The 24,231-nt window shown below is 42.8% G+C and carries 21 protein-coding genes; 9 read left to right on the plus strand and 12 right to left on the minus strand.

Annotation, left to right across the window (positions count from 1 at the left end; genetic code table 11):
* Positions 1–44: 44 nt before the first annotated feature.
* Together CHU92_RS07145 and CHU92_RS07150 are read right to left on the minus strand one after the other, a co-directional pair.
* On the minus strand, positions 45–2,795 hold the full coding sequence (locus tag CHU92_RS07145) for a TonB-dependent receptor (protein WP_094414045.1): 2,751 nt from the start codon (positions 2,793–2,795) through the stop codon (positions 45–47).
* Positions 2,796–2,951: 156 nt separating this feature from the next.
* The gene (locus tag CHU92_RS07150) at positions 2,952–3,833 is read right to left on the minus strand and encodes a GLPGLI family protein (RefSeq protein ID WP_094414047.1); all 882 of its coding nucleotides are present in this window, start codon (positions 3,831–3,833) and stop codon (positions 2,952–2,954) included.
* 82 nt (positions 3,834–3,915) lie between these two features.
* On the opposite strand from CHU92_RS07150, the gene CHU92_RS07155 reads away from it, so the two are divergent.
* Together CHU92_RS07155 and CHU92_RS07160 are read left to right on the plus strand one after the other, a co-directional pair.
* Positions 3,916–4,716 carry a hypothetical protein gene (locus CHU92_RS07155; RefSeq protein ID WP_094414049.1) on the plus strand — a complete coding sequence of 267 codons (801 nt, stop codon included), beginning with the start codon at positions 3,916–3,918 and terminating at the stop codon, positions 4,714–4,716.
* Positions 4,716–5,330, plus strand: coding sequence for a deoxynucleoside kinase (locus CHU92_RS07160; RefSeq protein WP_094414051.1), 615 nt, complete (start codon positions 4,716–4,718; stop codon positions 5,328–5,330). Before CHU92_RS07155 ends, CHU92_RS07160 begins: the two co-directional genes overlap by 1 nt.
* A gap of 318 nt (positions 5,331–5,648) precedes the next feature.
* Here the strand turns inward: CHU92_RS07160 and CHU92_RS07165 are convergent, their stop codons facing one another.
* A complete protein-coding gene (locus CHU92_RS07165) occupies positions 5,649–6,845 on the minus strand; it encodes an LETM1-related biofilm-associated protein (RefSeq protein WP_094414053.1) in 1,197 nt (398 codons plus the stop codon).
* A gap of 214 nt (positions 6,846–7,059) precedes the next feature.
* Between CHU92_RS07165 and CHU92_RS07170 the strand changes: the two genes are divergently transcribed.
* Positions 7,060–7,659, plus strand: a complete 600-nt coding sequence (locus CHU92_RS07170; RefSeq protein ID WP_165764607.1) for a DUF4142 domain-containing protein — start codon at positions 7,060–7,062, stop codon at positions 7,657–7,659.
* A 22-nt stretch (positions 7,660–7,681) separates the two neighbouring features.
* The gene (locus CHU92_RS15545; protein ID WP_129583025.1) at positions 7,682–7,840 is read left to right on the plus strand and encodes a lmo0937 family membrane protein; all 159 of its coding nucleotides are present in this window, start codon (positions 7,682–7,684) and stop codon (positions 7,838–7,840) included.
* Between the two features lie 241 nt (positions 7,841–8,081).
* Here the strand turns inward: CHU92_RS15545 and CHU92_RS07175 are convergent, their stop codons facing one another.
* The 6 genes from CHU92_RS07175 to CHU92_RS07200 all read right to left on the minus strand — a co-directional run bounded on the left by CHU92_RS07175 (position 8,082) and on the right by CHU92_RS07200 (position 15,518).
* The gene (locus CHU92_RS07175) at positions 8,082–9,887 is read right to left on the minus strand and encodes an acyl-CoA dehydrogenase family protein (protein WP_094414055.1); all 1,806 of its coding nucleotides are present in this window, start codon (positions 9,885–9,887) and stop codon (positions 8,082–8,084) included.
* A 12-nt stretch (positions 9,888–9,899) separates the two neighbouring features.
* Entirely contained in the window at positions 9,900–10,283 is a 384-nt protein-coding gene (locus tag CHU92_RS07180; protein ID WP_094414057.1) for a four helix bundle protein, read from the minus strand.
* A 36-nt stretch (positions 10,284–10,319) separates the two neighbouring features.
* Complete coding sequence (locus CHU92_RS07185; RefSeq protein ID WP_094414059.1) at positions 10,320–11,504, minus strand: thiolase family protein; 1,185 nt, start codon at positions 11,502–11,504, stop codon at positions 10,320–10,322.
* 73 nt (positions 11,505–11,577) lie between these two features.
* A complete protein-coding gene (locus CHU92_RS07190; RefSeq protein ID WP_094414061.1) occupies positions 11,578–13,968 on the minus strand; it encodes a 3-hydroxyacyl-CoA dehydrogenase/enoyl-CoA hydratase family protein in 2,391 nt (796 codons plus the stop codon).
* Positions 13,968–14,447, minus strand: coding sequence for a MarR family winged helix-turn-helix transcriptional regulator (locus CHU92_RS07195; RefSeq protein ID WP_094414064.1), 480 nt, complete (start codon positions 14,445–14,447; stop codon positions 13,968–13,970). Before CHU92_RS07195 ends, CHU92_RS07190 begins: the two co-directional genes overlap by 1 nt.
* A 111-nt stretch (positions 14,448–14,558) precedes the next feature.
* Positions 14,559–15,518: a hypothetical protein gene (locus tag CHU92_RS07200; RefSeq protein WP_094414066.1), complete on the minus strand. Its 960-nt coding sequence runs from the start codon at positions 15,516–15,518 to the stop codon at positions 14,559–14,561.
* A gap of 200 nt (positions 15,519–15,718) precedes the next feature.
* Here CHU92_RS07200 and CHU92_RS07205 point away from each other — a divergent pair, with 200 nt between their 5' ends.
* Entirely contained in the window at positions 15,719–17,818 is a 2,100-nt protein-coding gene (locus CHU92_RS07205) for a M1 family metallopeptidase (protein ID WP_094414068.1), read from the plus strand.
* Between the two features lie 34 nt (positions 17,819–17,852).
* Here the strand turns inward: CHU92_RS07205 and CHU92_RS07210 are convergent, their stop codons facing one another.
* The 3 genes from CHU92_RS07210 to CHU92_RS07220 form a co-directional block, all read right to left on the minus strand.
* Positions 17,853–18,233 carry a VOC family protein gene (locus tag CHU92_RS07210; protein WP_094414070.1) on the minus strand — a complete coding sequence of 127 codons (381 nt, stop codon included), beginning with the start codon at positions 18,231–18,233 and terminating at the stop codon, positions 17,853–17,855.
* 56 nt (positions 18,234–18,289) lie between these two features.
* Positions 18,290–18,814 (minus strand): DUF7935 family protein, encoded by a 525-nt coding sequence (locus CHU92_RS07215; RefSeq protein ID WP_094414072.1) that lies wholly within the window; start codon positions 18,812–18,814, stop codon positions 18,290–18,292.
* 83 nt (positions 18,815–18,897) lie between these two features.
* Positions 18,898–20,076 (minus strand): serine hydrolase domain-containing protein, encoded by a 1,179-nt coding sequence (locus CHU92_RS07220; protein WP_094414074.1) that lies wholly within the window; start codon positions 20,074–20,076, stop codon positions 18,898–18,900.
* A 230-nt stretch (positions 20,077–20,306) separates the two neighbouring features.
* On the opposite strand from CHU92_RS07220, the gene CHU92_RS07225 reads away from it, so the two are divergent.
* Genes CHU92_RS07225 through menA form a run of 4 tightly spaced genes read left to right on the plus strand, consistent with a single transcriptional unit; the run spans position 20,307 to position 24,104 of the window.
* Positions 20,307–21,140 carry a 1,4-dihydroxy-2-naphthoyl-CoA synthase gene (locus CHU92_RS07225; protein WP_094414082.1) on the plus strand — a complete coding sequence of 278 codons (834 nt, stop codon included), beginning with the start codon at positions 20,307–20,309 and terminating at the stop codon, positions 21,138–21,140.
* Entirely contained in the window at positions 21,128–21,685 is a 558-nt protein-coding gene (locus CHU92_RS07230) for a PH domain-containing protein (RefSeq protein ID WP_243389568.1), read from the plus strand. The genes CHU92_RS07225 and CHU92_RS07230 overlap by 13 nt, the downstream gene beginning before the upstream one ends.
* Positions 21,675–23,165: a PH domain-containing protein gene (locus CHU92_RS07235; RefSeq protein ID WP_094414076.1), complete on the plus strand. Its 1,491-nt coding sequence runs from the start codon at positions 21,675–21,677 to the stop codon at positions 23,163–23,165. The genes CHU92_RS07230 and CHU92_RS07235 overlap by 11 nt, the downstream gene beginning before the upstream one ends.
* Before the next feature lie 39 nt (positions 23,166–23,204).
* On the plus strand, positions 23,205–24,104 hold the full coding sequence (gene menA / locus CHU92_RS07240; RefSeq protein ID WP_094414078.1) for a 1,4-dihydroxy-2-naphthoate octaprenyltransferase: 900 nt from the start codon (positions 23,205–23,207) through the stop codon (positions 24,102–24,104).
* The last annotated feature ends 127 nt before the right edge of the window (positions 24,105–24,231 follow it).

Here is a 24,231-nt window from a genome sequence, read left to right on the forward strand (position 1 = left end):
AAAAAACCGTCTCAAAATTTAAGTATTGAGACGGCTTCTTTTTATTACAAGTTATGCCTTATAGAAAAAAGCAGGTACCTCGGCTGTACCCTGTAACGCGAAGTACGTGTACTGAACTGGTTAAAGCTGTCATCATTAAGGGTGGTGGTATTGAGCAGGTTGGTGCCGTTTACCCTGAATTCCCATTTGCTTTCGGGCTTACGGTACATAATCCCGGCGCTCAAAAAATCATATTCGTTGTCTGATGTTTTAGTATCGTTATAATAGTGGTTATACTCGTACTCGGCTGTTATGGTAAACGCATTCAGCAGCAGGTAATCCATCCTTGCAAAAGGCCTGTGGTTATAAAATATATTACTTTCATAATCATTGATTGTCAGGGCGTACCCAACCTCAACATTTGGTAGTGATTTATAATTGGTAGAAAAACTTACATTATAGTTCTGGCTCAGTTGCTCGCTTACCTGGCGTTGTGAGTTGGCTATGCTTTGCTGGCCTACAGCTTCGGGGTTAACCCTGAAGTTGTTAAACTTGTTCCAGCTAATACTTGCACCTGCCGAAGCTTTATAATATTTCAGGAAGCTACGTGTATAACCTGCCGAACCTGATATAGACTCATCAGCAAAGTTTGAGTTTTCAAGCGTACTTATCTGATTAATCCCGTTAAAGCCGGCAAGGCTTTTTATATCATCCATACGGTGGTTATAGGACAGCGACCCAAAAATCTGGGTAAAATTGAACATATTGTATTTGGCATAGCTGAGCGAGTGGCTTTGGTACAGTGCATTTTCCAGATACCTGTTGCCTCGGAACAAGGAACTGTAACTTGTAAATATAAGGTTTTGTGCAAAATCGGTTACATCCGTAAACTGCGTAGTCATACTGTAGTTATAGGTAAGCCGCTCCGCATTTTTGATCTGGTACTGGGCATAAACATCGGGCAGTAGCCTGTAAAAGTTATTGTAAACCTTTGTTCCCAGCTGCTCGTTATATGAATTGTACCTGTGGAAGCTTACACCCGGATTGAACGTGAACTTGCCAGTAATAAACTTATAATGTAACCCCAGGAAAACATCATTAAAAACATAACTTACATCATTTCTGGTGTTTTCATCAAGATTATCCAGGCTGCCATCATCAAGTATCTGGAAGATGTTGGAGTTAAAGGTTTGGTATGAGTACGTATTACCCAGGGTAACATTAATATTGCTTTTTGGTGTTAGCATATAATAATAATCAAACTTTGCATCGAGTTTATTCGTCTTTACAAAACGTTCCTGTGATATATCATACCGGCCCGCAACAGGCGACAAACCCAGGTTTAGCGATGGATTTGTAGGGTTGTCCGGGAAAGGGTTTTCCTGTAAGTTGGCATTATAAAAAGGGTCTTCATCCTGGTAAAGGTGCTGCATTTCAAAAGCAAAGACATTTTTGTCATTGAGCGTATAATACAGATTCAGGTTTTGGTTTAGCGATACAGGATTTTGCGATTTGTCTGTAAAAATTTCCTGGCTTTGGGAAGTTTCGGGTGTTACAACCTGGTTGAGGTAATTATCTTCCTGCTGTTTTGAGGCTTTAAGCAGCGCATCATAGTCAAAATGGAGGTTCTTATTGGGCTTATAACTTGAACTCAATTTAAATAAGCCAAAATCACTTTTCTGTAACGATTGCTCATCAACGTCCTGTGTGGTCTCAGGTTCACCGGTAACAGGGTTTAGTACCTGCGTGCGCGATTTTGTTTCCAGCTCATTGCGGCTGGAGTTCATAATGGCAAAACCGCTCAGTGTCCATTCTTTGGACGGATTGTAGCTGAAATTGGCCGCCCCGAACTTAGTTTCAATATTTTTAGCCCTGTTATTGCGCAATAACGATATGCCCAGGTCATTTGACCCGATATTGAAAGTGGTGCCGCCTTTGCGCATCATGTTCCGGAAGCCCCCGGTAAATTTGAAATAATCCTGAATGGTTAGCGGCAGCTCGCCCGTATTGTTTATATTCCCGATAACATTTATGCTGTATTTTGGGCTGTAGTAAAATAATTTCGGGTTAACTATATATCTTTCGCCTTCGCCAATACTGGCCCCTGCCATAACATCGCCAAACCAAAAGTTCTTTTTGCCTTCCTTGAGCTTTATGTTCATGGCTACATTCTCTTCGTTGTTCTCAAGGCCGCGCAGCTGGCTTACCTCATTATAATTACGCAGTACCTCAACTTTATCGAGCGCATCTGCGGGTATATTTTTAACGCCAAGCTTGGTGTCGCCGTCAAAAAAATCTTTGCCCTCCACCATAAGTTTTGATACTGTTTTTCCTTCAACTTTTACTTCCCCGTCGGCATTAACTTCAACGCCGGGCAGCTTCCTCAGCACGTCTTCCAGTTTGCGCTCGGTGCCATTTGTAAAAGAATCAGAATTATATACTATGGTATCGCCTTTAATGGTAACAGGCATTTCGTGTACGATCTCCAGCTCTTTCAGGGTAATTCCCTGTTTCAGTACAATATGTTTCACAATATTTCCCGAACCGGTAGTAATGTCGGTTTCAAAGGCGGTGTAGCCGATATAGCTTGCCTTAAGTATATAGGGCGTGTTAGCCTTTAGCAGCAGCTGGAATTTTCCGTCTTCATTACTTATGGCATAAGCGTCCATGGCATTGGTAGCTTTATTGACAGCCATAACATTAGCCATTTCAAGGGCTACGCCTAAAGAATCTTTCACGGTACCTTCCAGCTTTATATTCTGCGAAAAACCATAGGCTGTAAACAGCAGGGTAAGCAATTGTAGTATTTTTTTCATGAAGGGGAAACATTTGGTTTATTTTTACGGCAGGGAAATATTTAATATCCTGCCGTTCAGGCCTGTAAGCAGGTTGCGGGGGACTGGACTATCAGAGGCAGCCCTACAACGAACAACCTGTTTTTTGCGGCACATGTTTAGTCCTTTACAGTCCTGCTACCCTCCAACCCTTATCTGTGTGCCGTTGCCTCCCCGTGTACGGAACATTTCCTGCATTTCTTCCATTTTTTTGGCCACTATAGTATCAAATTCGGCCTGTGTAACCTTTGTGCCTTTTTTTGGTGCCTTGATTTCGGCTTTTTCTTTAGTGTTAAGTACTACTTTAGAACAAAGAATAATGGTTTTACCATCATTTACTTCCAGGATAAGCCCCGGCAGCCCCCAGTAATTTTCCGGACCCTGGCTCACCGGTATTTCCGGGCTGTACCACGCCGTTATTGTTACTTCCTTAGGCATTTCCACCATGTCCATAAAATTAGTCGTACGCTGGGCTTCATCTTTTTTATCTTCTTTTTTATCAGTTGCCTGTTTTCTTCTCAGGTTCCTGAAGTCCGATTTATTCACAGGTATAACCGCTGTGGCTTTGTAGCAGGTATAGTTACCTATTTTTTTCGATTCATTCTCCATTTTCCAGTTAATCTTGGGCAATGTATCATTTATAAGGAATTCTTTCCCGAATATTTCCTTTTCAATGGCAAACGACTTGTCTTTAATGTTTTTATAATGTTTGCCACCGGCCCCTGTGAATGAGGCCATTATCCTCATGCCGGTGTTATCAGCGCCGGGAGTGTCCAGTTTTTCTTCCTCTTCATAAGTAGATGCAGATTTGTCAAACCTTAGTATAAATGTTTTTTCAAGCGCTTTCCTCATCCTTTCCTGTATCATTTTCTGCACCTCGGGTGTAATTTCGCGCCCCTCCATTTTAAAATCAGCAGTACTGGTTTTTGATTCATATACAGCCATGCCCTGGAATTCCTGGGCATTAGTTATAAAAACATTAGCCAGCAGAATTAAGGCAAATACAATTCTATTTTTCATAATTGCGTTTTTGGGTTAAACGAATAAGTGATGCAATTGTTACAATACCGTGCAATGCAATAAATGTATAACTTTGCTGCTTATGAAACTGTTGCCTGTTTTATTTTTTTTTATTGTGACCGTGGAGTGTGGCGGACAGGAGCTTACCGTGCCTGTAAAGTTCCTGTCAGGCTTCAGCGCACGTAATGAAAAATATACAGGCACTGATGCTTTTGGGGCAGTATATTCGGTGAAAGATGATGAGTTTCATAAGCTATATGAAGGCGTTTTGCTGAAGTACAGGGCATTGCAGCTGGGCAATATATACCGGATTGACCTGCAAAACCCATTGCAGATAGTACTTTTCTATAAAAAATTTAATACAGTCGTGCTGCTGGATAACCAGCTTAATGAAACCGCAAGGATAAATTTTTCAGACCTGACTATGCCTGTCCCGCTGGTTGCTGAAGCTGCCGGCCTGGCCGCACAAAACAGGCTATGGCTATTTGATATCAACACCATGGCACTTGGGCTTTTTGACCTGTCACAGTCAAACTTCAGGGCCTTGACACCGCCATTTACAGAAAGCCCAAAATACTACCAGAGCGATTACAACTATTTTTACTGGGTTGACAGCGCCAATAAATGTTATGCCTGCAATATATTCGGTAAAATAACTTCGCTGGGTAGCGTACCGGAGCATGACAGCATGCAAATTATATCGTCTGCTGAAGCTATTGTGCAGAAAGGCAACACCCTGTATGTGCATAATATGCAGACGGGCAGGAGCAGGCAGATTGCCCTTGTGGAAAAAACGTTTGAGGGTTTTCAGTATTCAGCGCAAATTTTATCTATTTTTACAGCCAGTCAAATCAATCAGTATAAAATAACAGTAACTGAATAATGCATATAGCTGTAGCCGGGAACATTGGTGCCGGAAAAACCACATTAACGGGATTGCTGGCCAAACATTTTAAGTGGGAACCCCATTATGAAGATGTGGTAGACAACCCGTATCTGGATGATTTTTACCACCAGATGGAGCGCTGGTCGTTCAACCTGCAGATATACTTCCTGAACAGCCGTTTCAGCCAGATACTGCAGATACGCGAAAGCGGAAAGAACATTATACAGGACCGGACCATTTATGAAGATTCGCACATATTTGCGCCTAACCTGCATGCTATGGGCCTTATGACCAACAGGGACTATAACAACTATAAATCACTGTTTGAGCTCATGGAAAGCTTTGTGGCAGCGCCTGACCTGCTGATATACCTCCGCAGTTCCATACCTAACCTGGTGAAGCAGATACACAAACGCGGCAGGGATTATGAAAATTCCATTTCAATTGATTACCTGAGCAGGCTGAACGAAAGGTATGAAGCCTGGATACATAGCTACGATAAAGGTAAATTGCTGATAGTGGATGTTGATAAAATTAATTTTGTTGACAACCCTGAAGACCTAGGCGATATCATAAACCGCATTAATGCAGAATTAAATGGCTTATTTTAAACTGTAATGCTAAAAGTACTTATCCTGGGTAATACGCCGCCTTTATACTTTTTCCGTCAGAAATATTCAGGAAGTAAATCATGATGCATTACTGTTGAAATCAAAGGGTATTACCGATAACCGCAATGTATATTCCTGCCCCGGGCTGTTTGATAGCTGAATTTGACATACATGGGGGCTGTTAACCGTAACATTGCATCTGGTTATGGGTAAATCAGCAGTTAAGATACTCCATTACATCCTTTTCTTCTTTACGTTATAATGGCTTCCCCGGTCTCCGGTTTGATAAATAAAACACAGTATAAAAAAATCAAAAAATTATTCCTTTTCCAGGTTTTCATTAAAAACAGAAGGCAGCAATTGCGGTATGAATTTTATGAGCAGTGGCAGCAACAGGCTTCCTCCCGGTAGCAGGAAGATGGTGAGTGAAGGTACTGTTTTGCATATTTCCAGCAGCTGTTTTTTTACCTTTTTCTTTTCTTTGTCGTCAAGGCTTCGGTGCGTAGAGTGGGTAAGTAGCACCATTAGTTCGCCGTTGTTTGATAATTCCCTGATGAGCCTGTTTTTGTTCCTGTTTATCAGCACAGTAACGGTTTGTGCCGCATGGTCATAGAAATGCTTTACAGGGTTTGAATATTTAAAATAAGGAATATCTTTCTTATGCTGCTTTATAAAAACGTCAAAAGATGCTATACTTTCAGCAGCTGTTTCATCATCAATTCTGAGTTCCGCGGCCAGCATGAATAAAAAGCCTATTTCGGCAGCATCGGCCATGCCGTCCGTCCATATTGCCATACCTGCGATATCCATCAGGTAAAACTTTTCCAGGTCGCATGCAAAGTTTTTCAGTTCTATCTTACTGAGGCTGTCAGCGCTTACGGCACTTATTTTTGTGTATCTCAGGGAAGATTCAAAAAGTTTTATGAGCAGGGAATCATACTCTGACTGCTTTTTTTTGGAACGCAGCGCCAACAGCACCACCCTCACTACCGTTTCCTCGAGATTTTTCAGGTAGCGTTCCGGTAATTCACTTTTCGTGAGGTATTGCCTGAAGGCCAGCACATCCATAAACAGCAGCGCGTTAGTAAGGATATGCGAAAAATTCCGGCTAATAATATTGTCATTGGTTTTCACCCTTTCGTCAAGCAGGTCCTCCAGCTCATGGCCGGGTGGTGCTGCCGGAAGTACTTTTTTGAGCAGGCTGAATCCTTCCGGGGCCATTTGTTTGTAAAACAGGATAGCGTGCTTTATAAAATTTCCTGTATCGGTATCTTTTGTTTCCAGGACATAAAGGCTATATAAGGTATGCAGCAGAGCTACCTTGGTCATTTCTTCCGGTATCCAGCCTTTTCTTTCGCTTACCGAAACATAATCAGGGGCGGTAACATGCCCGTATATAAAGCCGCTGTTGCGTACATTGCGATAAAAAAGGCGCATTGTTGTATTTTCCGGTGCTATACTTGCATATCGGTCCAAAAACTTGTCTATCCATCCGCTGGCAGAAGGGTTTATCATTATTGGGAAATAAATTACAAAACTATATTATTTCTCTTAAGTGATAGTATAAATGAGGATACAAATTTTACTTATGTATGGGCACGTGCCCTGTGGGCAAAATTTAGTATTTCTGTAACATATATTGTGAATACACTAACACAGGCGTCCTACTTTATGTATTAAATTCGCTGATAATAAACAAATTAATATCAAACTAAAAGAACCCTCTATTATGAAAAAAACATCTTTTTTTGCAAAAATGCTTATGGGTGCTGCGGTTGTAATACTGTCAGCAGGTATGGTTTCATGTAAAAATCAAAATAAGCAGGAAGACCCTAAAGAAGTGGCCGAAGATCAAAACGAACAAAAATTTGAAGACACCAACGAAGCTAAAGAAGACGATTCACAATATCTTGTGGCTGCCGCCGAAGTAGATATGAAAGAGATTGAACTTGGGAGGCTGGCGCAACAGAAAGGTACAAGTGCCGATGTAAAAGAACTCGGAAGAATGATGGTTGACGAACACACAAAATCATCTGGGGAAACAAAAGCGCTTGCCAAGAAAAAGAATATTTCACTACCTGCTGCGCCTACTGAAAAAGTACAGGAAAGCCTGAAAGACCTTAATGATAAAACAGGTAGAGATTTTGATAAAGCATATGCCGATATGATGGTGGACGGGCACGAAAAAACCATTGAAAAAATGGAAAATGCTTCCGAAAATGCAGCTGATGAAGAAATCAGGATGTGGGCTGCTAACATGCTCCCCGCGCTGCGGAAGCACCTTGAACATGCTAAAATGGTAAAAGAGAAGGTAGATGCCATGAAATAATTGTGCATGACACTAAATAATCATGAAAAACCTACTTTATATACTCGCCTTTATCTTAATTATTTTTTGGGCAATAGGCAGTTTTGCCTACCATGTAACCAGTGCCCTGATACACCTTTTGCTTGTGGTTGCTGTTGCGGCCATTCTTGTGAATGTGTTTAAGAACCGAAGGCGAATGTAACAAACAAACAGGCCAACCATTTAAAAAACCGCTGTGATAATTTTCAGCGGTTTTTTTATGGCTGGTGCTGCCATATACTTAAGGCTTGTCGTTCTGACGAAGGAAGCGGTTTTTTAAACAAACTAAACCAAAATTTATATCTAAGGAAAGACGAGATGATAATAGATAATGGATAAAAGATTTATATATGAGGGTTAGTCAATGCGCCTGTTATCTTTATTCTATTATCTCTCGGTCTGTCTTAATAAACATAGCCGTTTTCTTCAATAAGCTTCTTGGCAATGGTTTCACGCAGGGCCACTACATTGGGCATGTTGTTGTATTTGGTAAAACGCCGTAAACCCATCATCATCATACGCTGCTCATCGCCCTCGGCAAATGATGCGATGCCTTCCTTACCTTTCTGGTTCACAATATCAACCGCTTTGTAAAGATAAAGCTGCGCCATGGCTATCTGCTCTTCTACATTTTCAGCGCCTTTATTTTTGGCAAGTTTCTCCGTACGCAGCACTACCGATTCTGCCATGTATATCTCAATCAGGATGTCCGCCGCAGCCATTAGCAGTTGTTGGTGTTGGTCAAGATCAGGTCCATACTTTTGCACGGCACTTCCCGCAACCATCAGGAACGCTTTTTTGAGCTTGGCAATGATTTCTTTTTCTTCGGCAAAAAGTTCACTATAATCAGGCGTATCAAATGACGGTATGCCCATAAGCTCTTCGGCCACTTTCATGGCAGGCCCCAGGAGGTCTACATGGCCTTTCATGGCTTTTTTGATAAGCATGCCGACCGATAGCATGCGGTTGATCTCATTGGTACCTTCATAAATGCGCGCTATACGGGCATCCCTCCAGGCGCTTTCCATAGGAGTATCTTCGCTAAAGCCCATACCGCCAAATATCTGGATACCTTCGTCACTGCAGTTTTGTATGTCTTCTGATACCGCTACTTTCAGGATGGAACATTCAATAGCAAATTCCTCTACACCTTTCAGTTCCGCGTCCTGGTGCGATTCACCTTTGGCAACTCGGGCATTTATACGGTCTTCAATGTTTTTAGCGGCCCGGTAGCAGGCGCTTTCACCGGCATAGGCACTTGTGGCCATCTCGGCAATCTTAGAGCGTATAGCCCCAAAATTTGCAATCGGGGTATTAAACTGCACCCTGTCATTAGCATATTTAACCGAAGCGGCAATGGTACGGCGCTGCGCATCAAGGCAGGCGGCGGCCAGCTTTATACGGCCAACGTTAAGTGCGTTCATGGCAATTTTAAAACCGTTGCCGCGCTCACTTAACATATTTTCTACAGGTACTTTGGTTTCGTTAAAGAAAACCTGGCGGGTAGAGGAGGCCCTGATGCCCAGCTTGTGCTCTTCCTCACCCAGGCTGATGCCATTATTTGGATCGTTCTCAACGATAAAGCCAGTAATATTTTTATCATCTTCAATACGGGCAAAAACAATGAACAGGTTGCAAAACCCTGCGTTGCTTATCCACATTTTTTGCCCGGTTATTTTGTAGTGCGTCCCGTCTTCGCTCAGCACTGCCTTTGTTTTACCTGAGTTAGCGTCACTACCGGCTCCGGGCTCTGTAAGGCAATAAGCGCCAAACCATTCGCCTGACGCAAGCTTAGGTACATATTTTTTCTTTTGTTCTTCGGTACCGTACAACGTAATAGGCATGGTACCGATACCGGTATGCGCCCCAAAGGCTGTGGAAAATGACCCTGTAGCTCCCGAAATGTAATCGCAAACCAGCATGGTGCTCACAAAGCCCATGCCCAGCCCACCATACTCTTCCGGCACGGCCACACCAAGGAAGCCAAGCTCTCCTGCCTTACGCATCGCTTCTTCAGTAAAGGCATAATCCTTTTTCTCAAAACGCTCCTTGTTAGGCCATAACTCACGGTCAACAAATTCCTTAACCGTGTCGCGCATCATAATCTGCTCCTCGTTAAAATCCTCGGGAGTAAAAATGTCTTCGCTTTTTGTTTCTTTCACTAGAAACTGCCCTCCGCGGGCTATTTCTTTTTCTATTGTATCAGCCATTGTTCTTTTATTTTAAATTTTAAAGTATAAATTTTGAATTGGCTTAGCTGCACTCTCCTGTGATGTCTTTATTATTTTAGTAATAATGTTGATGATATGTTCTATTTCAACAAGATAATCCTGTACAGGAGTATTGGTAAGCTCCGACCTATGTAACAGCCGAAGCCAATATTTAGTTTCACGTGCCTCTTTAGATGCTATTGCCATTTTGCTGATGAAGTCTTTACGGGACTGTGCGGCAATAGCTTCTTCCACATTTGCCCCTATGCTGGTGCCTGACCTCAACAATTGTTTTGAAATGATGAACTCGTTCTGATTCTTTAACTGGATGTAGAGCGATATGATTTTTAATGAAAAATCAAATGTTTTTGTAGCGATGATATTGTCGTTCTTCATTCAATTCAAAATTTAAAATTCATCATTTAAAATAACTTATAGTATCTCATATATTCCAGCACCGCCCTGGCCGGTACCTACGCACATGGTTACCATGCCATACTTCACGCCGCGGCGCTTGGCCTCATCAAACAGCTGTACCGATAGCTTAGCGCCTGTGCAGCCCAGCGGGTGGCCCAGTGCTATCGCGCCGCCATTTACGTTCAGGATGTCCAGGTTCATACCCAGTTCGCGCGATACGGCAATAGACTGCGATGCAAAGGCTTCATTCATCTCAATAAGGCCAATATCATCCAGCTTCATGCCAGCCAGCTTAAGCGCTTTAGGGATTGCCCTTACCGGGCCCATACCCATTATTGCAGGCTCTATACCTGCTGCTGCATAACTTACCAGTCGTGCAATAGGCTCCAGGTTAAGTTCCTTCACCATTTCTTCACTCATAACTATTAAAAACGCCGCACCATCGCTCATTTGCGATGAACTACCAGCAGTAACACTACCGTCAGCGGCAAACACAGGTTTCAATTTTGCCAACGCTTCCATTGATGTGTCGGCACGCGGGCCTTCATCTTTGGTTACGGTATATGATTTTGTGGCTTTCTTGCCATTCTCGTCAATATAAGTCTGCTCTACGGTAATAGGCACTATCTGGTTATCAAATTTACCCTCGGCAATGGCTTTTACCGCTTTTTGATGCGAATTGTAAGCAAATGTATCCTGGTCTTCGCGGCTCACGTTGTAGCGTTTTGCCACGGCTTCGGCAGTTAAGCCCATACCCCAGTAATAGTCTTCGTGGCCTTCTTTAGCTACTTTATAATCAGGAACCGGCTTGTAGCCTCCCATAGGTATGTAGCTCATGCTCTCAGCACCGCCCGCAATAATACAATCGGCCATACCGCTCTGTATTTTAGATGTTGCAATGGCAATAGTTTCCAATCCCGAAGCGCAATAACGGTTTACCGTCATACCCGGAACATCATCAATGCCCAGCGCCATGAGCGACACAAAACGCGCAAAATTGAGCCCCTGTTCTGCTTCCGGCATGGCGTTCCCCACAATCACGTCGTCAATACGTGTTTTATCAAGCTGCGGCAATTCCTTCATCATGTACTGGATGGTTTCTGCGGCCAGCTCATCAGGACGCTTAAAACGGAAAACACCTTTGGGCGCTTTGCCTACCGCAGTCCTGTATCCTTTTACTATATATGCTGTTCTACTCATTGTTTTAAATTTTAAATTTTAAATTTTGAATTTGCTGAACATTTAAAATTTATAATTCAGCATTCAAAATAATTTAATTGCGGAGCGGCTTACCCTTAGTTAGCATAAACTGGATTCTCTCCAAAGTCTTTCTTTCACCGCAAAGTGATAAAAATGCCTCTCTTTCAAGGTCAAGAAGGTACTGCTCGTTTACAAACGTAGGCTCACTCAGGTCGCCACCAGCCATAACCCACGCCAGTTTGTTAGCAATCTTCTTATCGTGCTCACTGATGTAGTGTCCCGCTTCCATACTGTCTGTACCTACCAAAAACATACCAAGTGCCTGCTTGCCCAGTACTTTAACATCTTTGCGGCGTATAGGCTGGGTGTAGCCGGCTTCGGCCAGTAGTTTAGCATGTTTTTTAGCTTCGGCTATCTGCCTGTCTTTATTAACTACAATAACATCTTTTCCTTTTTGAAGGATGCCAAGGTCATACGCTTCATACGCTGAGGTCGATACCTTAGCCATACCTATGGTAAGGAAATATTCCTGCAGCACGTTAAGCTCAACGTCATTTTTACGGAAAGTATCAGCCGCACGCAGCGCCATCTCTTTTGATCCGCCACCGCCGGGTATAACGCCTACGCCAAACTCAACCAGGCCTATGTATGTTTCGGCGGCAGCAACCACCTTATCGGCATGCATGCTCATTTCACAGCCACCGCCAAGCGTCATCCCGTGTGGTGCTACCACTACCGGTATTGCTGAATAGCGCACACGCATCATCGTGTCCTGGAACATCTTGATAGCCATGTTCAGCTCATCATATTCCTGCTCAACCGCCATCATGAATATCATGCCGAGGTTGGCCCCGACCGAGAAGTTAGCCCCCTGGTTGCCTATTACAAGCCCGTCATATTCTTTTTCGGCAAGGTCAATGGCTTTGTTAATACCCTGAAGCACGCCGCCGCCTATTGTATTCATTTTGCTCTGGAACTCCAGGTTCAGGATGCCGTCGCCCAAATCCTGGATGATGGCCTCGCTGTTGCTCCATATTTTTTTGCTTTCGCGAATGTTGTTCAGGATAATGAAAGAGTCCTGCCCCGGCACTTTCTTCTGCACTTTAGCCTTTACATCATAATAATGCGTAATGCCTTCTTTAATGCTGTAGAAGTTCTTGTTGCCCGAAGCAACCATGTCATTAACCCATTGCGCTGCGGTAAGCCCTTCGGCTTCTATCAGTTCAAGGCCTTTTTCAACGCCTACGGCATCCCATATTTCAAAGGGGCCATTTTCCCAGCCGAAGCCGGCTTTCATAGCGTCATCTATTTTGTAGAGGTCATCAGTAATTTCAGGAATACGGTTGCTCACGTACGCAAACATGCCCGCAAAGTTCTTGCGGTAAAATTCGCCTGCCTTATCAGTGCCGGTAATCAAAACTTTAAACCTGTTTATAGGCTTATCTATTTGTTTGGTAAGTTCCAGTGTGGCAAAAGAGGCTTTCTTCTGTGGGCGGTATTCTAAGGTGTCAAGATCCAGCGCAAGGATATCTTTATCTGCTTTTTTATAAAAGCCCTGGCCGGTTTTGCTGCCCAGCCATTTGTTTTGCATCATAGTATCGATAAAGCCTGGAAGCTTAAACAGCCCGTGTGCCTCATCATTCGGTACGCCTTCATACAGTCCGTTGGCTACGTGCACCAGCGTATCAAGCCCCACCACATCAACCGTACGGAACGTAGCCGACTTAGGCCTCCCTATTACCGGGCCTGTTAATTTATCTACTTCTTCAACGGTTAAGCCCATTTCTTTCACAAGATGGAAAAGACTCATTATTCCATAGATACCTATTCGGTTACCAATGAACGCCGGAGTATCTTTAGCCACTACCGATGTCTTGCCGAGAAATCTCTCACCATAGCTTTCCAGGAACTCGAGTACTTCTGGTGAAGTTTTAGGGCCAGGTATGATTTCAAAAAGCTTCAGGTAGCGCGGCGGGTTAAAAAAATGCGTTCCGCAAAAGTGCTTCTGGAAATCTTCGCTGCGGCCTTCGCTCATAAATTGGATTGGAATACCCGATGTGTTGGAAGTTATAAGCGTGCCCGGCTTACGGTATTTTTCAACCTGCTCAAATACTTTCTGCTTAATGTCAAGCCTTTCCACAACCACCTCAATCACCCAGTCGGCATCAGCAATTTTAGCCATGTCCTCTTCAGTATTGCCGGTTTTAATACGGTCGGCAAACTTCTGGTGGTAAATAGGGGAGGGTTTTGATTTAAGGGAGTTGGCAAGGTGATCGTTCACAATACGGTTACGGACTGCTTTGTCCTGAAGGGTAAGCCCTTTTTTCTGTTCAGCTTCGGTCAGTTCCTTTGGCACAATGTCCAGCAGGAGTACCTCAACACCAATATTGGCAAGATGGGCGGCAATGGCCGAGCCCATTATGCCTGAGCCTATCACGGCTGCCTTTCTGATAGTGCGCTTCATTATATTTTTTTTAGTTGTTGTTTGCTGTGTATTGATTCGTGATCGTCTTTAAATATCTGCTTATCGGCAATCAGGTCATTAATTATATCAGCCACTTCCATAAAGTGCTCCAGCTTTTCCTGCGGCACATGTTGCTTCACAATATCATTGAACCGCAGTACAGTGGCTTTGGAAAGGTCTCTTTTCTCTTTGCCCAGCTTCGTAAGGTGGATGATAACACCCCGCCCGTCAACCGGGTTCTTTTTCCGCACAATCAGCCCTTTTTCTTCCATGGACTTTAATGTACGGGTAAGGCTAGTAGGTTCCATTCCCATCTGCGGGCCCAGCGCCGTGCTTGGGATTCCGCTTTCTTTATCAATAGAAAGAAGTGCAAAGCCTATTGACATCGTTGCGCCGTATTTGCCTGCTTCTTCGTTATACATCCTCGATACCGCCTGCCATGTAGCCCTCAGTACGTAATCTATTGTCCTTTCTTTCATAGATTATTAATTTATCAAATATACAAAAAATTAGTATGCACGCATATCAATTAAACAAAAAACTTAAATAAAAAACTCCCCGGCCGGGGAGTAGTGTAAATTTATATAAAATTATTTATACCTTTCGGTAAAAGTCATTGTATCACTCCTTTCAGGAGTATAGGCAGTATAGTAGATTGTCCTGCCGGAAAAGTCTATTTCCTTTATCTTTTCAGCTTGCTTCTTTACCTCCAAATATTCCGTATGTAGCCCTTCTTTGTTTTCTAAAGGCAAATTGGTAAGGTAAGTTATACGGTAACAAAACCCGTCCCTGTCCCTTACGGGTGCCAGGCCTGCTATTTGGGGTTGTGTGGCAGCTGATTTTACAATTATGGGAAAGCTGATACATTCATTGGCTTCTGCCTGCCATATTTTGGTTGCCAGTTTTATTTTATTTTCATTGCCAAATTTAATGTGCCCATTTGCCGGGTCAAGCAGGTCTTCTGCCATATCAGCGTAAGTAAAGGCATCAATAATGTATCCTTTGCCTGCCTTCTTTTTGGCAAGGTTATAATAGTACTGGGAGTCTTTTTCGTAAAAAGCCAAAACTCCTGCAAAAACGTTGTCTATTTTCCATTCATCTTCCACAAGTTCATATATAACTGTTAACAGCAGGGTGTCCATACCGTCGCTTACAGTAATTAATGATACGTAACTTTGTTTGCCCCTGTTTGTGTAAGTAAGCTCAAAATTATGTTTTTCAGAAGTTATGACACAATTTGCAGGCGCTGATGCATGCACGGTATGATATTCTTCATAAATAGCCGTTTTTCCTTCAATTATCCCACGGCTAAAAAGCGCCATTACAGGTTCCATATGGCTGTAAAAGTTTTTGTTCAGTTTATCTGTAACAAGCCCCCTCACAATTTTATTGCTGTTTTTGTACAGCCCCTCCATAAGGCGGTTATTATATGCTTTTATGATATCACGTGTGCCTTTATCAATGTCTTTGCCTGTTTTTGTTGTATTGCCCCCACCACAGGCAGCCATCATTACAGGCAAAAGCAGGATGAGTATTTTTCGTAAATCCATTTAGCTGAAATTTCCTGCTAAAATAATAAAATCTTGTAAAAGTTTAAGATGACATCCTACCGCTTACTCAGGCATCCTATGATAGTTCTTATATATAAATGATAGGCTGCCCTAAGCAGGAATATTTCAATGATACTATTTTAAAATTCAGGTATAAACTACAACAGCCTATTTAGTAGTTTTGTACTAAATTAGTTGACATGAAATTCCTTTGTATATTTCTTATATCTTCTCTTGCGTTTGCCCAGCAGGCGCGGCAGCTTCAGTATGTTGATTTTAAAACAGCCAATGCCTCTTTATCGTTCGACGTGCCACAAAAAAAAGTTATGGGTACTGTAGCGTATGAATTTGAGGTACTGAAAAAGAAACCCGACACTATTTACATAGATGCTAAGAACATCAGGTTCAGTAATGTTAAGATAAATGGCAAAACCGCGAAATGGACAGCCTCGGCCAATGCACTGAAGCTGTATAAGGGTTATAGGCGCGGGAAGAATAAGGTTGAATTCAGGTATGAAGCTACACCGAAACAAACCATGTATTTTGTAAAAGACGGTGCCGATGACCAGATATGGACCCAGGGGCAGGGCAAGTACACCAGCCACTGGCTGCCGAGTTTTGATGATGTAAACGAAAAGGTGGTTTTTAATATATCTGTATCGCTATATGGAGAATACACATCATATACAGCACTTTCTAATGGAATTTTAAAAAATATTGAAGATTCTGTAAGTGATTTTAGGGTAGGTAAGCATTTTTATTATAAAATGGATAAACCCATGAGCAGCTACCTGGTTATGGTGGCTATTGGCAAATTCCGCAAATGGAAAATGGATTCGGCAGGTAATACGCCTTTAGAGTTTTACCTGCGCCACCAGGATAGCGCCAAATGGGCGCCTACGTACCGATACAGCTATGAAATGTTCAACTTCCTTGAAGAAGAAATTGGTGTACAATATCCGTGGGGTATATACCGCCAGGTGCCGGTGCTTGATTTTTTATATGCCGGTATGGAAAATACCACCAGTACCATCTTTTCACAAGACTTTGTTGTGGACAAAACAGGATTTAATGACCGTACCTATACAAATGTAAATGCGCACGAACTTGCCCACCAGTGGTTCGGCGACCTTATAACAGCGCAAAGCGGAAGGCATCACTGGCTGCATGAAGGTTTTGCTACCTATTATGCCCTGCTGGCTGAACAGGAACTTTTTGGTGAAGACCATTTTTACTACGAACTTTACCAGATGGCCGAACGCCTGCAGCAGGCGGCAAAAACCGATACCATACCGGTACTGAATGAAAAAGCAAGTTCACTATCATTTTACCAGAAAGGGGCCTGGGCCCTGCATGTGCTGCGGGAAGGGGTAGGGCACGACGCTTTTCGGACAGCTGTAAAGGCTTACCTTGAAAAATATGCTTATAAAACAGTTACAACAGAGGATTTTTTTGCAGAAACAAATAAAGTTTCCGGTTATGATACGGAAGCTTTCCGCAGGCGCTGGCTGGAAAAACCGGGTTTTGAGATAGAGGAGGCGCTGGGCCTTTTAAAGAAAAATGATTTTATGGGCCAGTACCTGGAGCTCGGCAACCTGCAGGAGAAGCCATTTGCTGAAAAGAAAGAACTTTTTAAGAATATACTGGAGTCAAAAGAGTTTTATCCTGTTAAGGAAGAAGTGCTTTTCCAGATGGCGGAAGTGCCCTTTGAGGAAAAAGCCGGCCTTGTGCGTATTGCGATGGAAAGCGGCAACCTGAAGCTAAGGCAGGCCGTAGCACGTACGGTAACAACAATTCCGCCGCAGTTCTTTGAGGAGTACAGGTCGTTGATGGATGATGACTCCTACATAACAAAAGAAATAGTGCTGAATGTGCTTTGCAGCAAGTTTCCCGACAGGCAGGCACATTTTTTAGATGCTTCTGATACATGGGTAGGGTTCAATGACAAAAACTTACGGATTTTGTGGCTCGCGCTGGCCTGTTCAGCTAAAGATTACCGACCAGCCCAAAAAGAAGCCTATTATGCCGAGTTGCAGGATTATGCTTCAGATAAATATGAGAGTGGTGTGCGCACCAACGCACTGGCTAACCTTATGTACCTTGGCAAGCCTGATACTGTAATGATGAAAAACCTTGTAAATGCCACCACACACCATAAGTGGCAATTTGCCAAGTTTGGCAGGGAAAGCATAAGGAAATTGCTTAAAAAGAAAGGTTACAGGCTTTATTTCCAGGAGCTGCTGCCACAGCTTACCGATGCCGAACAAAGAAAGCTGGAGGCTATACTGGCAGAAAGCTGAATAGCATAATACAATCTATTCCAAAAATTTTTTGTTACAGATAATTGCTTAGTTCAATTAAATTTCCATCAGGATCTCTCAGATAAATAGACTCCACCGCTCCCTTTGCGCCTGTCCTGCTACATATTTCGGAGGAATTTAAATATCCTTTTACTTTAAGCAGCTCCTGTACCATTGCCAGTGGTGTATCTACGATAAAGCATATGTCTGCTGTTCCGGGTGCTGCATGCAGGGCATTAGGCAGGACTTCGTACCCTTTTAAATGAAGATTTATTTTCTGATTCCCGAATTTTAGCGCAATACGGTGTTCTCCAAATTCTTCTTTCTCCATACCTAATATATCACAATAGAAAGCTAATGTAGCTTCTATATCAGATATGGTAAGTACAAAATGGTCAATATTTATAACCTTCATTTATCACAAACATTTTATCACAAATACATTTGCAAATGCTAATTATGCAATAATTTTTAACTCCACAGGCCTGATATTTCGTTCTTTAAGTGAGCAATGGCTACACTGCTAGGCGCCTGCTTATCAAAAAGTTCCTGGAGTATAACCTCACGCAGTTTATTGGCACTGTCAACACGTTCGCTCATATTGGCTTTCCGTATCATCTGGATAGTAGCATTTTTGGCTGTAGTAACAATATCCCATGATTCAGGCGATATATATATCTGCTGCGACAGGTTATGTTCATATTCTATTTCTATCTGTGATACAAGATATTCTTCATAATCATGCTTGTTTGAAGACTGCGGAGTTATGCGTATAAGCAGCCTTGTAGGAGTTATCCGCTCAAGGAACAGTGTTAGCCTTTCATAAGCCTGCAGCCTTAGCGGAAGCGCATTCTTCTGTGCATCCTTGTGAATGAGGTAGCGCCGGCGGCCCTCTTCATTTTTTATATAGGTATTAAAAAAATAATAGGCCACTCCCCCGGTTATTAATGCCGGCAGTGTATAAAATATAAGTTCAAGTATCTTGTCAGTGTCCATAAAGATTTTTTAGTAGGTTATAGTAAGTTTTCAAAGGCTAATGTAGCTAAATGTAATCAATAGTGGAGTTATTATGCTGTTATTTATTCGGCACCCTCAGTATCATCAGGTTTTACCGGATATTGTCCAAAAACAGGCGCAAGCTTCCATATCTTGTAAGGCTTGTACGAAAACCTGTTGGAAAGCGCTATCATGGTTACGGTATCATTTTTCAGGGTTACGTAGGATGAAGTGTTGCCATGCCACCAGCCATTGTGGTAAAACAGCTTTTCACCTGTGTCCCATTCATGCAGGCGGATGCCCAGCCCATAGTTTTTAACGCCTTTGTGCTCATAGCTGTAGCCTTTAAATACCTGCTTTACCAGTTTAGGGTCAAGAAATTTTTTTGAATAGGTAGCAAGGTCGAACTTAAGCAGGTCGCGTGGGGTTGAGTATATATTTTTGTCGCCATAAACATCATCAAGGAAATCAAAACCATATTGCACATTGTTCCCTTTGTAGGAATGACTGGCGCTGGCTTTGTCTATTTTATAATCAAAAACAAAGGTATCATTCATGCCCAGCGGCTCAAACAGGAGCTTCTCCATGGCAAGCCTGTAGTTTAGCTGTGTGGCTTTTTCTATTATCAGCGCCAGCATGGCATAGTTGGTATTACAATAACCGAATTTTTTATCCGGCTTAAAATACAGTCCGAATTTATGCTTTGCCAGCAGGTTCAGTATATCCCGGTTGGTAAGCATGTTTCTGTTCCAGATTTTGCGGTCGTCACAAAAATAAGCATAGTTAGGCAGGCCGCTACGGTGGTTGAGCAGCATCTTTACCGTTATATCTTTGTAAGGAAATTCTGGTAGCAGGGTGTGTACTTTTTGGTCTAGCTCCAATTTTCCGGTGTCGATAAGCCGCATCACAACAGCCGCTGTTAGCACTTTACTTACCGATGCAATGTGTATAGGTGTATGCGGGTTTATATCCTCTTTAGTAAACCTGTTGGCATAGCCGCCATAGTGTTCAAAAAGTACCTGGCCGTTCTTAGCTACCAGGAAGCCGCCGCTCAAATCATCCTTTGGCCAGTTTTTTAAGTAAAACTGTTCAATTTTATTTTGTTTTAATAATTTATAATCGGGACTCAGGCTTTTAAAATCAACATAATAAGGCGAGATACTATCATTTCCCCTGAGATTTTCAGCAAGATGGCCACTGTCTTTCCGGCACGAAAAGAACAGCCCCATGTACAGGTATATAGTATAGCGAAGTAGTTTCATCTGTGTTTGCGAAAAAGCAAATATAAATAAACCTTGTTTTTTAACAGCTTATTTTATTTATGGTTAACAGCTTCTACTATAAAAATATTGTATAGTTAATCATAATGTTTTGACAGCAAAGGGGTTATAGACGATAATTTTTTATCGGGTAATACATTCCTTTATTATAATATAGCCATTATACAAAAATGGCTTAATTTTACAATTAAAATGATAATTATATGAGCGATATAAACTGGATAACCGTTAAAGGATTTGAAGATATTACCTATAAAAAATGCGATGGTGTAGCCCGCATAGCCTTCAACAGGCCTGAAGTACGCAATGCTTTCCGGCCAAAGACTACCGCTGAACTTTTTGAAGCTTTCCTTGACGCCCGGGAAGATACCTCAATTGGTGTTGTATTGCTTTCTGCCGAAGGCCCTTCACCTAAAGACGGTGTTTATTCTTTTTGCAGCGGAGGCGACCAAAAGGCCCGTGGACACCAGGGGTATGTGGGCGATGACGGTATGCACAGGCTCAACATACTTGAAGTGCAAAGGCTTATACGGTTTATGCCTAAAGTAGTAATTGCCGTAGTGCCAGGATGGGCGGTTGGCGGAGGGCACAGCCTGCACGTAGTGTGTGACCTTACACTGGCCAGCCGTGAGCATGCCATTTTTAAGCAGACTGATGCTGACGTCACCAGCTTTGACGGAGGATACGGCTCTGCTTACCTGGCTAAAATGGTAGGGCAGAAGCGTGCACGGGAAATATTCTTCCTCGGCAGGAATTATTCGGCACAGGAGGCTTATGAAATGGGAATGGTAAATGCCGTGGTGCCGCACGATGAACTTGAAGGCACAGCCTACCAGTGGGCACAGGAAATACTGGGCAAATCGCCAACCGCTATTAAGATGCTGAAATTTGCCTTTAACCTTACCGATGACGGCATGGTGGGGCAGCAGGTTTTTGCCGGCGAGGCTACAAGGCTAACTTACATGACCGAAGAGGCAAAAGAAGGGCGGGACGCTTTCCTGGAAAAGCGTAAGCCTGATTTTAGAAATATTAAGTGGATACCTTAATTTCTGCTAAGAAAACCATGGAAGACTTTATTAATGAAGCTATTGATACCACATCGCTGCCCCGCTTTGAAGAAGTGCGCCTCAAACCGCTTCATCCGGAATACAAAAAAATAATGTGGTTTAATTTCGGTCTCACTTTTATACTCACAGGGATTGCCTGCACTTTGGTATTTTATTTTATTGAAGAAACAAGGCCTTATATAATCCCTGCGGCTGTAGCCTATATATCTTTACTGCTATTCTCGGCATTTATAGCAATGCTCAGCTTTAGGAACAGGGGCTTTGCCTTCCGTACCCATGACATTGTTTACCGCAGCGGCGCTATAGGCATTACAACAGCCATAATTCCTTACAACAGGGTGCAGCATGTTGCTTTGCACGAAGGCTGGCTGGCCCGCAGGCTGGGCCTCGCGTCTATAGAAATATTTACAGCAGGCGGTATAAGTAGTGATATCAAAATACCGGGTATTGAAAAAATTCATGCTGAAAATATAAAGCAGCTGCTAATCGGGAAAATACAAAATGAGGTGAGTGATGAGGGATGATTTCAGCCAGCCACAGCGCCAGTCATTAGTGGGGGTAGTGGTAATGTTTACCGACAATGCGCAAAAACTGGTAAGGGCGTTATGGCCTATGCTTATTGTCATACTACTCCGTACAGATAAAGATGATAAATCGTATTTAGTAGCTTCTTTAGCTGCGGGTGTACTGTTGCTGGCCATTTCGTCGTACCTGAAATACATAAACTTTACATTCCACCTCGATGAGGATAATGAGGAATTTATAGTCCGCAAAGGGGTTTTTAATAAAAAAAGGATTGCAATCCCGCTGGATAAAATTCAGCAGGTAAACATCAACCAGTCGGTAATACAGAAAATTATTGGTGTGCATGAGCTCGAAGTAGATACGGCAGGCAGCAGTAACAAGGAAGTCTCTATCAGGGCAATAACGCACAAGATGGCAATTACCCTGAAATCACGCCTCCTGCAAGGTAAAAAGGAAACACCTGCAGATGCGTCCGCTGAGCCGGTACAGAAAGATGAAAAGCCATTCATCACTATAAGCCTTGCAAGCCTTTTCAAGACAGGGATAACATCCAATTACGTGCGTAGTTTTGCACTGCTTATTGCTTTTATCATTACACTTTTCCAGCAGATAGAAGATTTTTTTGATTACATGGACATTAATGATGACCCTCTTGATGATTACATCAGCACTGAGATAATGCTACAGTTCATTGCTTTCATCATAACAGGCATACTTTTGCTTACGATTGTAGTCAACCTTTCCCGTACTATTATAAAATATTTTGACTTCAGGATCACGCGACAGCCCGGATCGCTACTACTTTCATATGGCTTGCTAAATACGCGCAATACTATCCTGAGGGCTGAAAAAGTACAGATACTAACCGTGGGCCGGAATTATTTCCAAAAAAAATTTGGCATACAGGACCTGAAGATACGACAGGCTGCGCTCACCGAAGAAAATCCTGAAAGCAAAAAGTCATTGCTGGAAATTCCCGGATGTAATGACAGCGAAAAGGATACGCTGCTGGAGTTACTCCTGGGCGAAGTGCCGGAGAAAGGCATCATGTATAAACCTAATTATCGCAAACTTGTACTGGGTTTGTTTGTAAGAGTGGTTATACCGGTACTGTTTTATTATGTCATTGGACTATTGGTCCCTGAATTATACGTTGCATTTATCATTCCCTTCTACGTATTTTTTGCGGCAATATTAACATTCATGGCCTACAGGAACAGCCGGTTGTTTGTAACCGATAAGTTTATCATCAGGCAGAAAGGCGCATGGGATATAGATAATGATTATGTTATGCCCCATAAGATACAGTCATTTAAAATATACCAGTATTTCTGGCAGAAGCAGGCTAATGTCGGCACCATCATTATTTATACGGCCGGCGGGCATATTCATTTTGGAGTAGCGGATTACAACAAAATGAAAAACCTGCTCAACTACTGGCTTTACCAGGTAGAGACCACCGGCAGGCACTGGATGTAAGTTGTTAAACAGGAATTTATTATAAAATAATTATAAGAAATGAAAATAAGAGCATGGCTTCAGGCCGCACGTTTAAGGACACTGCCGCTCTCGGTTTCAGGCATTTTAGTTGGGAGTTTTTATGCTTTTTCACAGGGATTTACCAACTGGCTTATATTATTGTTTTCACTGCTTACCACATTAGGCCTACAGGTACTTTCTAATTTTGCCAATGATTATGGCGACGGGGTCAAGGGAACAGATGATGAAAACCGCATAGGGCCGGCAAGGGCCGTCCAGAGTGGCGCCATAACCGCCGCCGCAATGAAAAAAGCCGTAGCGCTTACTGCGGGGCTCACTCTCGCAACCGCAGTAATCCTGATATACATTTCCTTCGGGAAAGCGGATTTTGCTTACTCAGTGTTCTTTTTTTTATTGGGCGTTGCGGCCATTTCAGCAGCAATAAAATATACCGTAGGAAATTCTGCTTATGGCTACAGGGGCCTGGGCGATGTATTTGTATTTATATTTTTTGGGCTGGTAAGCGTATTAGGCTGCTATTTCCTGTATGCCAAAAATCTTGATACGCTGCTTGTACTGCCCGCAGTATCAGTCGGGCTGCTCAGTGTGGCCGTACTAAACCTCAATAACATGCGCGACCGTGTAACCGACGCACTGGCCGGTAAAAACACACTGGTAGTAAAAATAGGTGCCGTGCGGGCCAAACAATACCACTATATAATAATCAGTACCGCACTAACGCTGACAATGCTCTTCGCCATCTTGATGGGATTCCGTGTGGTACAATATATTTTCATCGTGGCTTACCTGCCACTCATATGGCATCTGGTAGTAGTAAAACGAAACGATATACCCAAAGCGCTTGACCCCGAACTAAAAAAAGTAGCACTTAGCACTTTTTTATTATCAGTGTTGCTTTGTATTGCATTGCAACTTTAATAATGGCTGTTTCCTCCTTCAATATATTTTATGGGGAGCAGCAGTCTAAGCGCTTTCCGGGCAGCGCATTTCCCGCTGTACACTCTATCTCCCCGCCGCGAAAGCGGGCGGCGGGGAGGATGCCGCT

It is taken from the genome of Flavobacterium cyanobacteriorum (assembly GCF_002251835.1).
Lineage (GTDB): Bacteria > Bacteroidota > Bacteroidia > Flavobacteriales > Flavobacteriaceae > Flavobacterium > Flavobacterium cyanobacteriorum.

Bases quoted from the DNA above. Each gene is read 5' to 3' on its own strand.
- CHU92_RS07145 (WP_094414045.1), bottom strand. From the start codon at position 2,795: ATGAAAAAAATACTACAATTGCTTACCCTGCTGTTTACAGCCTATGGT.
- CHU92_RS07170 (WP_165764607.1), top strand. From the start codon at position 7,060: ATGAAAAAAACATCTTTTTTTGCAAAAATGCTTATGGGTGCTGCGGTT.
- menA (WP_094414078.1), top strand. From the start codon at position 23,205: ATGAAAATAAGAGCATGGCTTCAGGCCGCACGTTTAAGGACACTGCCG.
- CHU92_RS07215 (WP_094414072.1), bottom strand. From the start codon at position 18,814: ATGGACACTGACAAGATACTTGAACTTATATTTTATACACTGCCGGCA.
- CHU92_RS07160 (WP_094414051.1), top strand. From the start codon at position 4,716: ATGCATATAGCTGTAGCCGGGAACATTGGTGCCGGAAAAACCACATTA.
- CHU92_RS07195 (WP_094414064.1), bottom strand. From the start codon at position 14,447: ATGAAAGAAAGGACAATAGATTACGTACTGAGGGCTACATGGCAGGCG.
- CHU92_RS07205 (WP_094414068.1), top strand. From the start codon at position 15,719: ATGAAATTCCTTTGTATATTTCTTATATCTTCTCTTGCGTTTGCCCAG.
- CHU92_RS07180 (WP_094414057.1), bottom strand. From the start codon at position 10,283: ATGAAGAACGACAATATCATCGCTACAAAAACATTTGATTTTTCATTA.
- CHU92_RS07165 (WP_094414053.1), bottom strand. From the start codon at position 6,845: ATGATAAACCCTTCTGCCAGCGGATGGATAGACAAGTTTTTGGACCGA.
- CHU92_RS07200 (WP_094414066.1), bottom strand. From the start codon at position 15,518: ATGGATTTACGAAAAATACTCATCCTGCTTTTGCCTGTAATGATGGCT.
- CHU92_RS07185 (WP_094414059.1), bottom strand. From the start codon at position 11,504: ATGAGTAGAACAGCATATATAGTAAAAGGATACAGGACTGCGGTAGGC.
- CHU92_RS15545 (WP_129583025.1), top strand. From the start codon at position 7,682: ATGAAAAACCTACTTTATATACTCGCCTTTATCTTAATTATTTTTTGG.
- CHU92_RS07210 (WP_094414070.1), bottom strand. From the start codon at position 18,233: ATGAAGGTTATAAATATTGACCATTTTGTACTTACCATATCTGATATA.
- CHU92_RS07190 (WP_094414061.1), bottom strand. From the start codon at position 13,968: ATGAAGCGCACTATCAGAAAGGCAGCCGTGATAGGCTCAGGCATAATG.
- CHU92_RS07175 (WP_094414055.1), bottom strand. From the start codon at position 9,887: ATGGCTGATACAATAGAAAAAGAAATAGCCCGCGGAGGGCAGTTTCTA.
- CHU92_RS07235 (WP_094414076.1), top strand. From the start codon at position 21,675: ATGAGGGATGATTTCAGCCAGCCACAGCGCCAGTCATTAGTGGGGGTA.
- CHU92_RS07150 (WP_094414047.1), bottom strand. From the start codon at position 3,833: ATGAAAAATAGAATTGTATTTGCCTTAATTCTGCTGGCTAATGTTTTT.
- CHU92_RS07220 (WP_094414074.1), bottom strand. From the start codon at position 20,076: ATGAAACTACTTCGCTATACTATATACCTGTACATGGGGCTGTTCTTT.
- CHU92_RS07155 (WP_094414049.1), top strand. From the start codon at position 3,916: ATGAAACTGTTGCCTGTTTTATTTTTTTTTATTGTGACCGTGGAGTGT.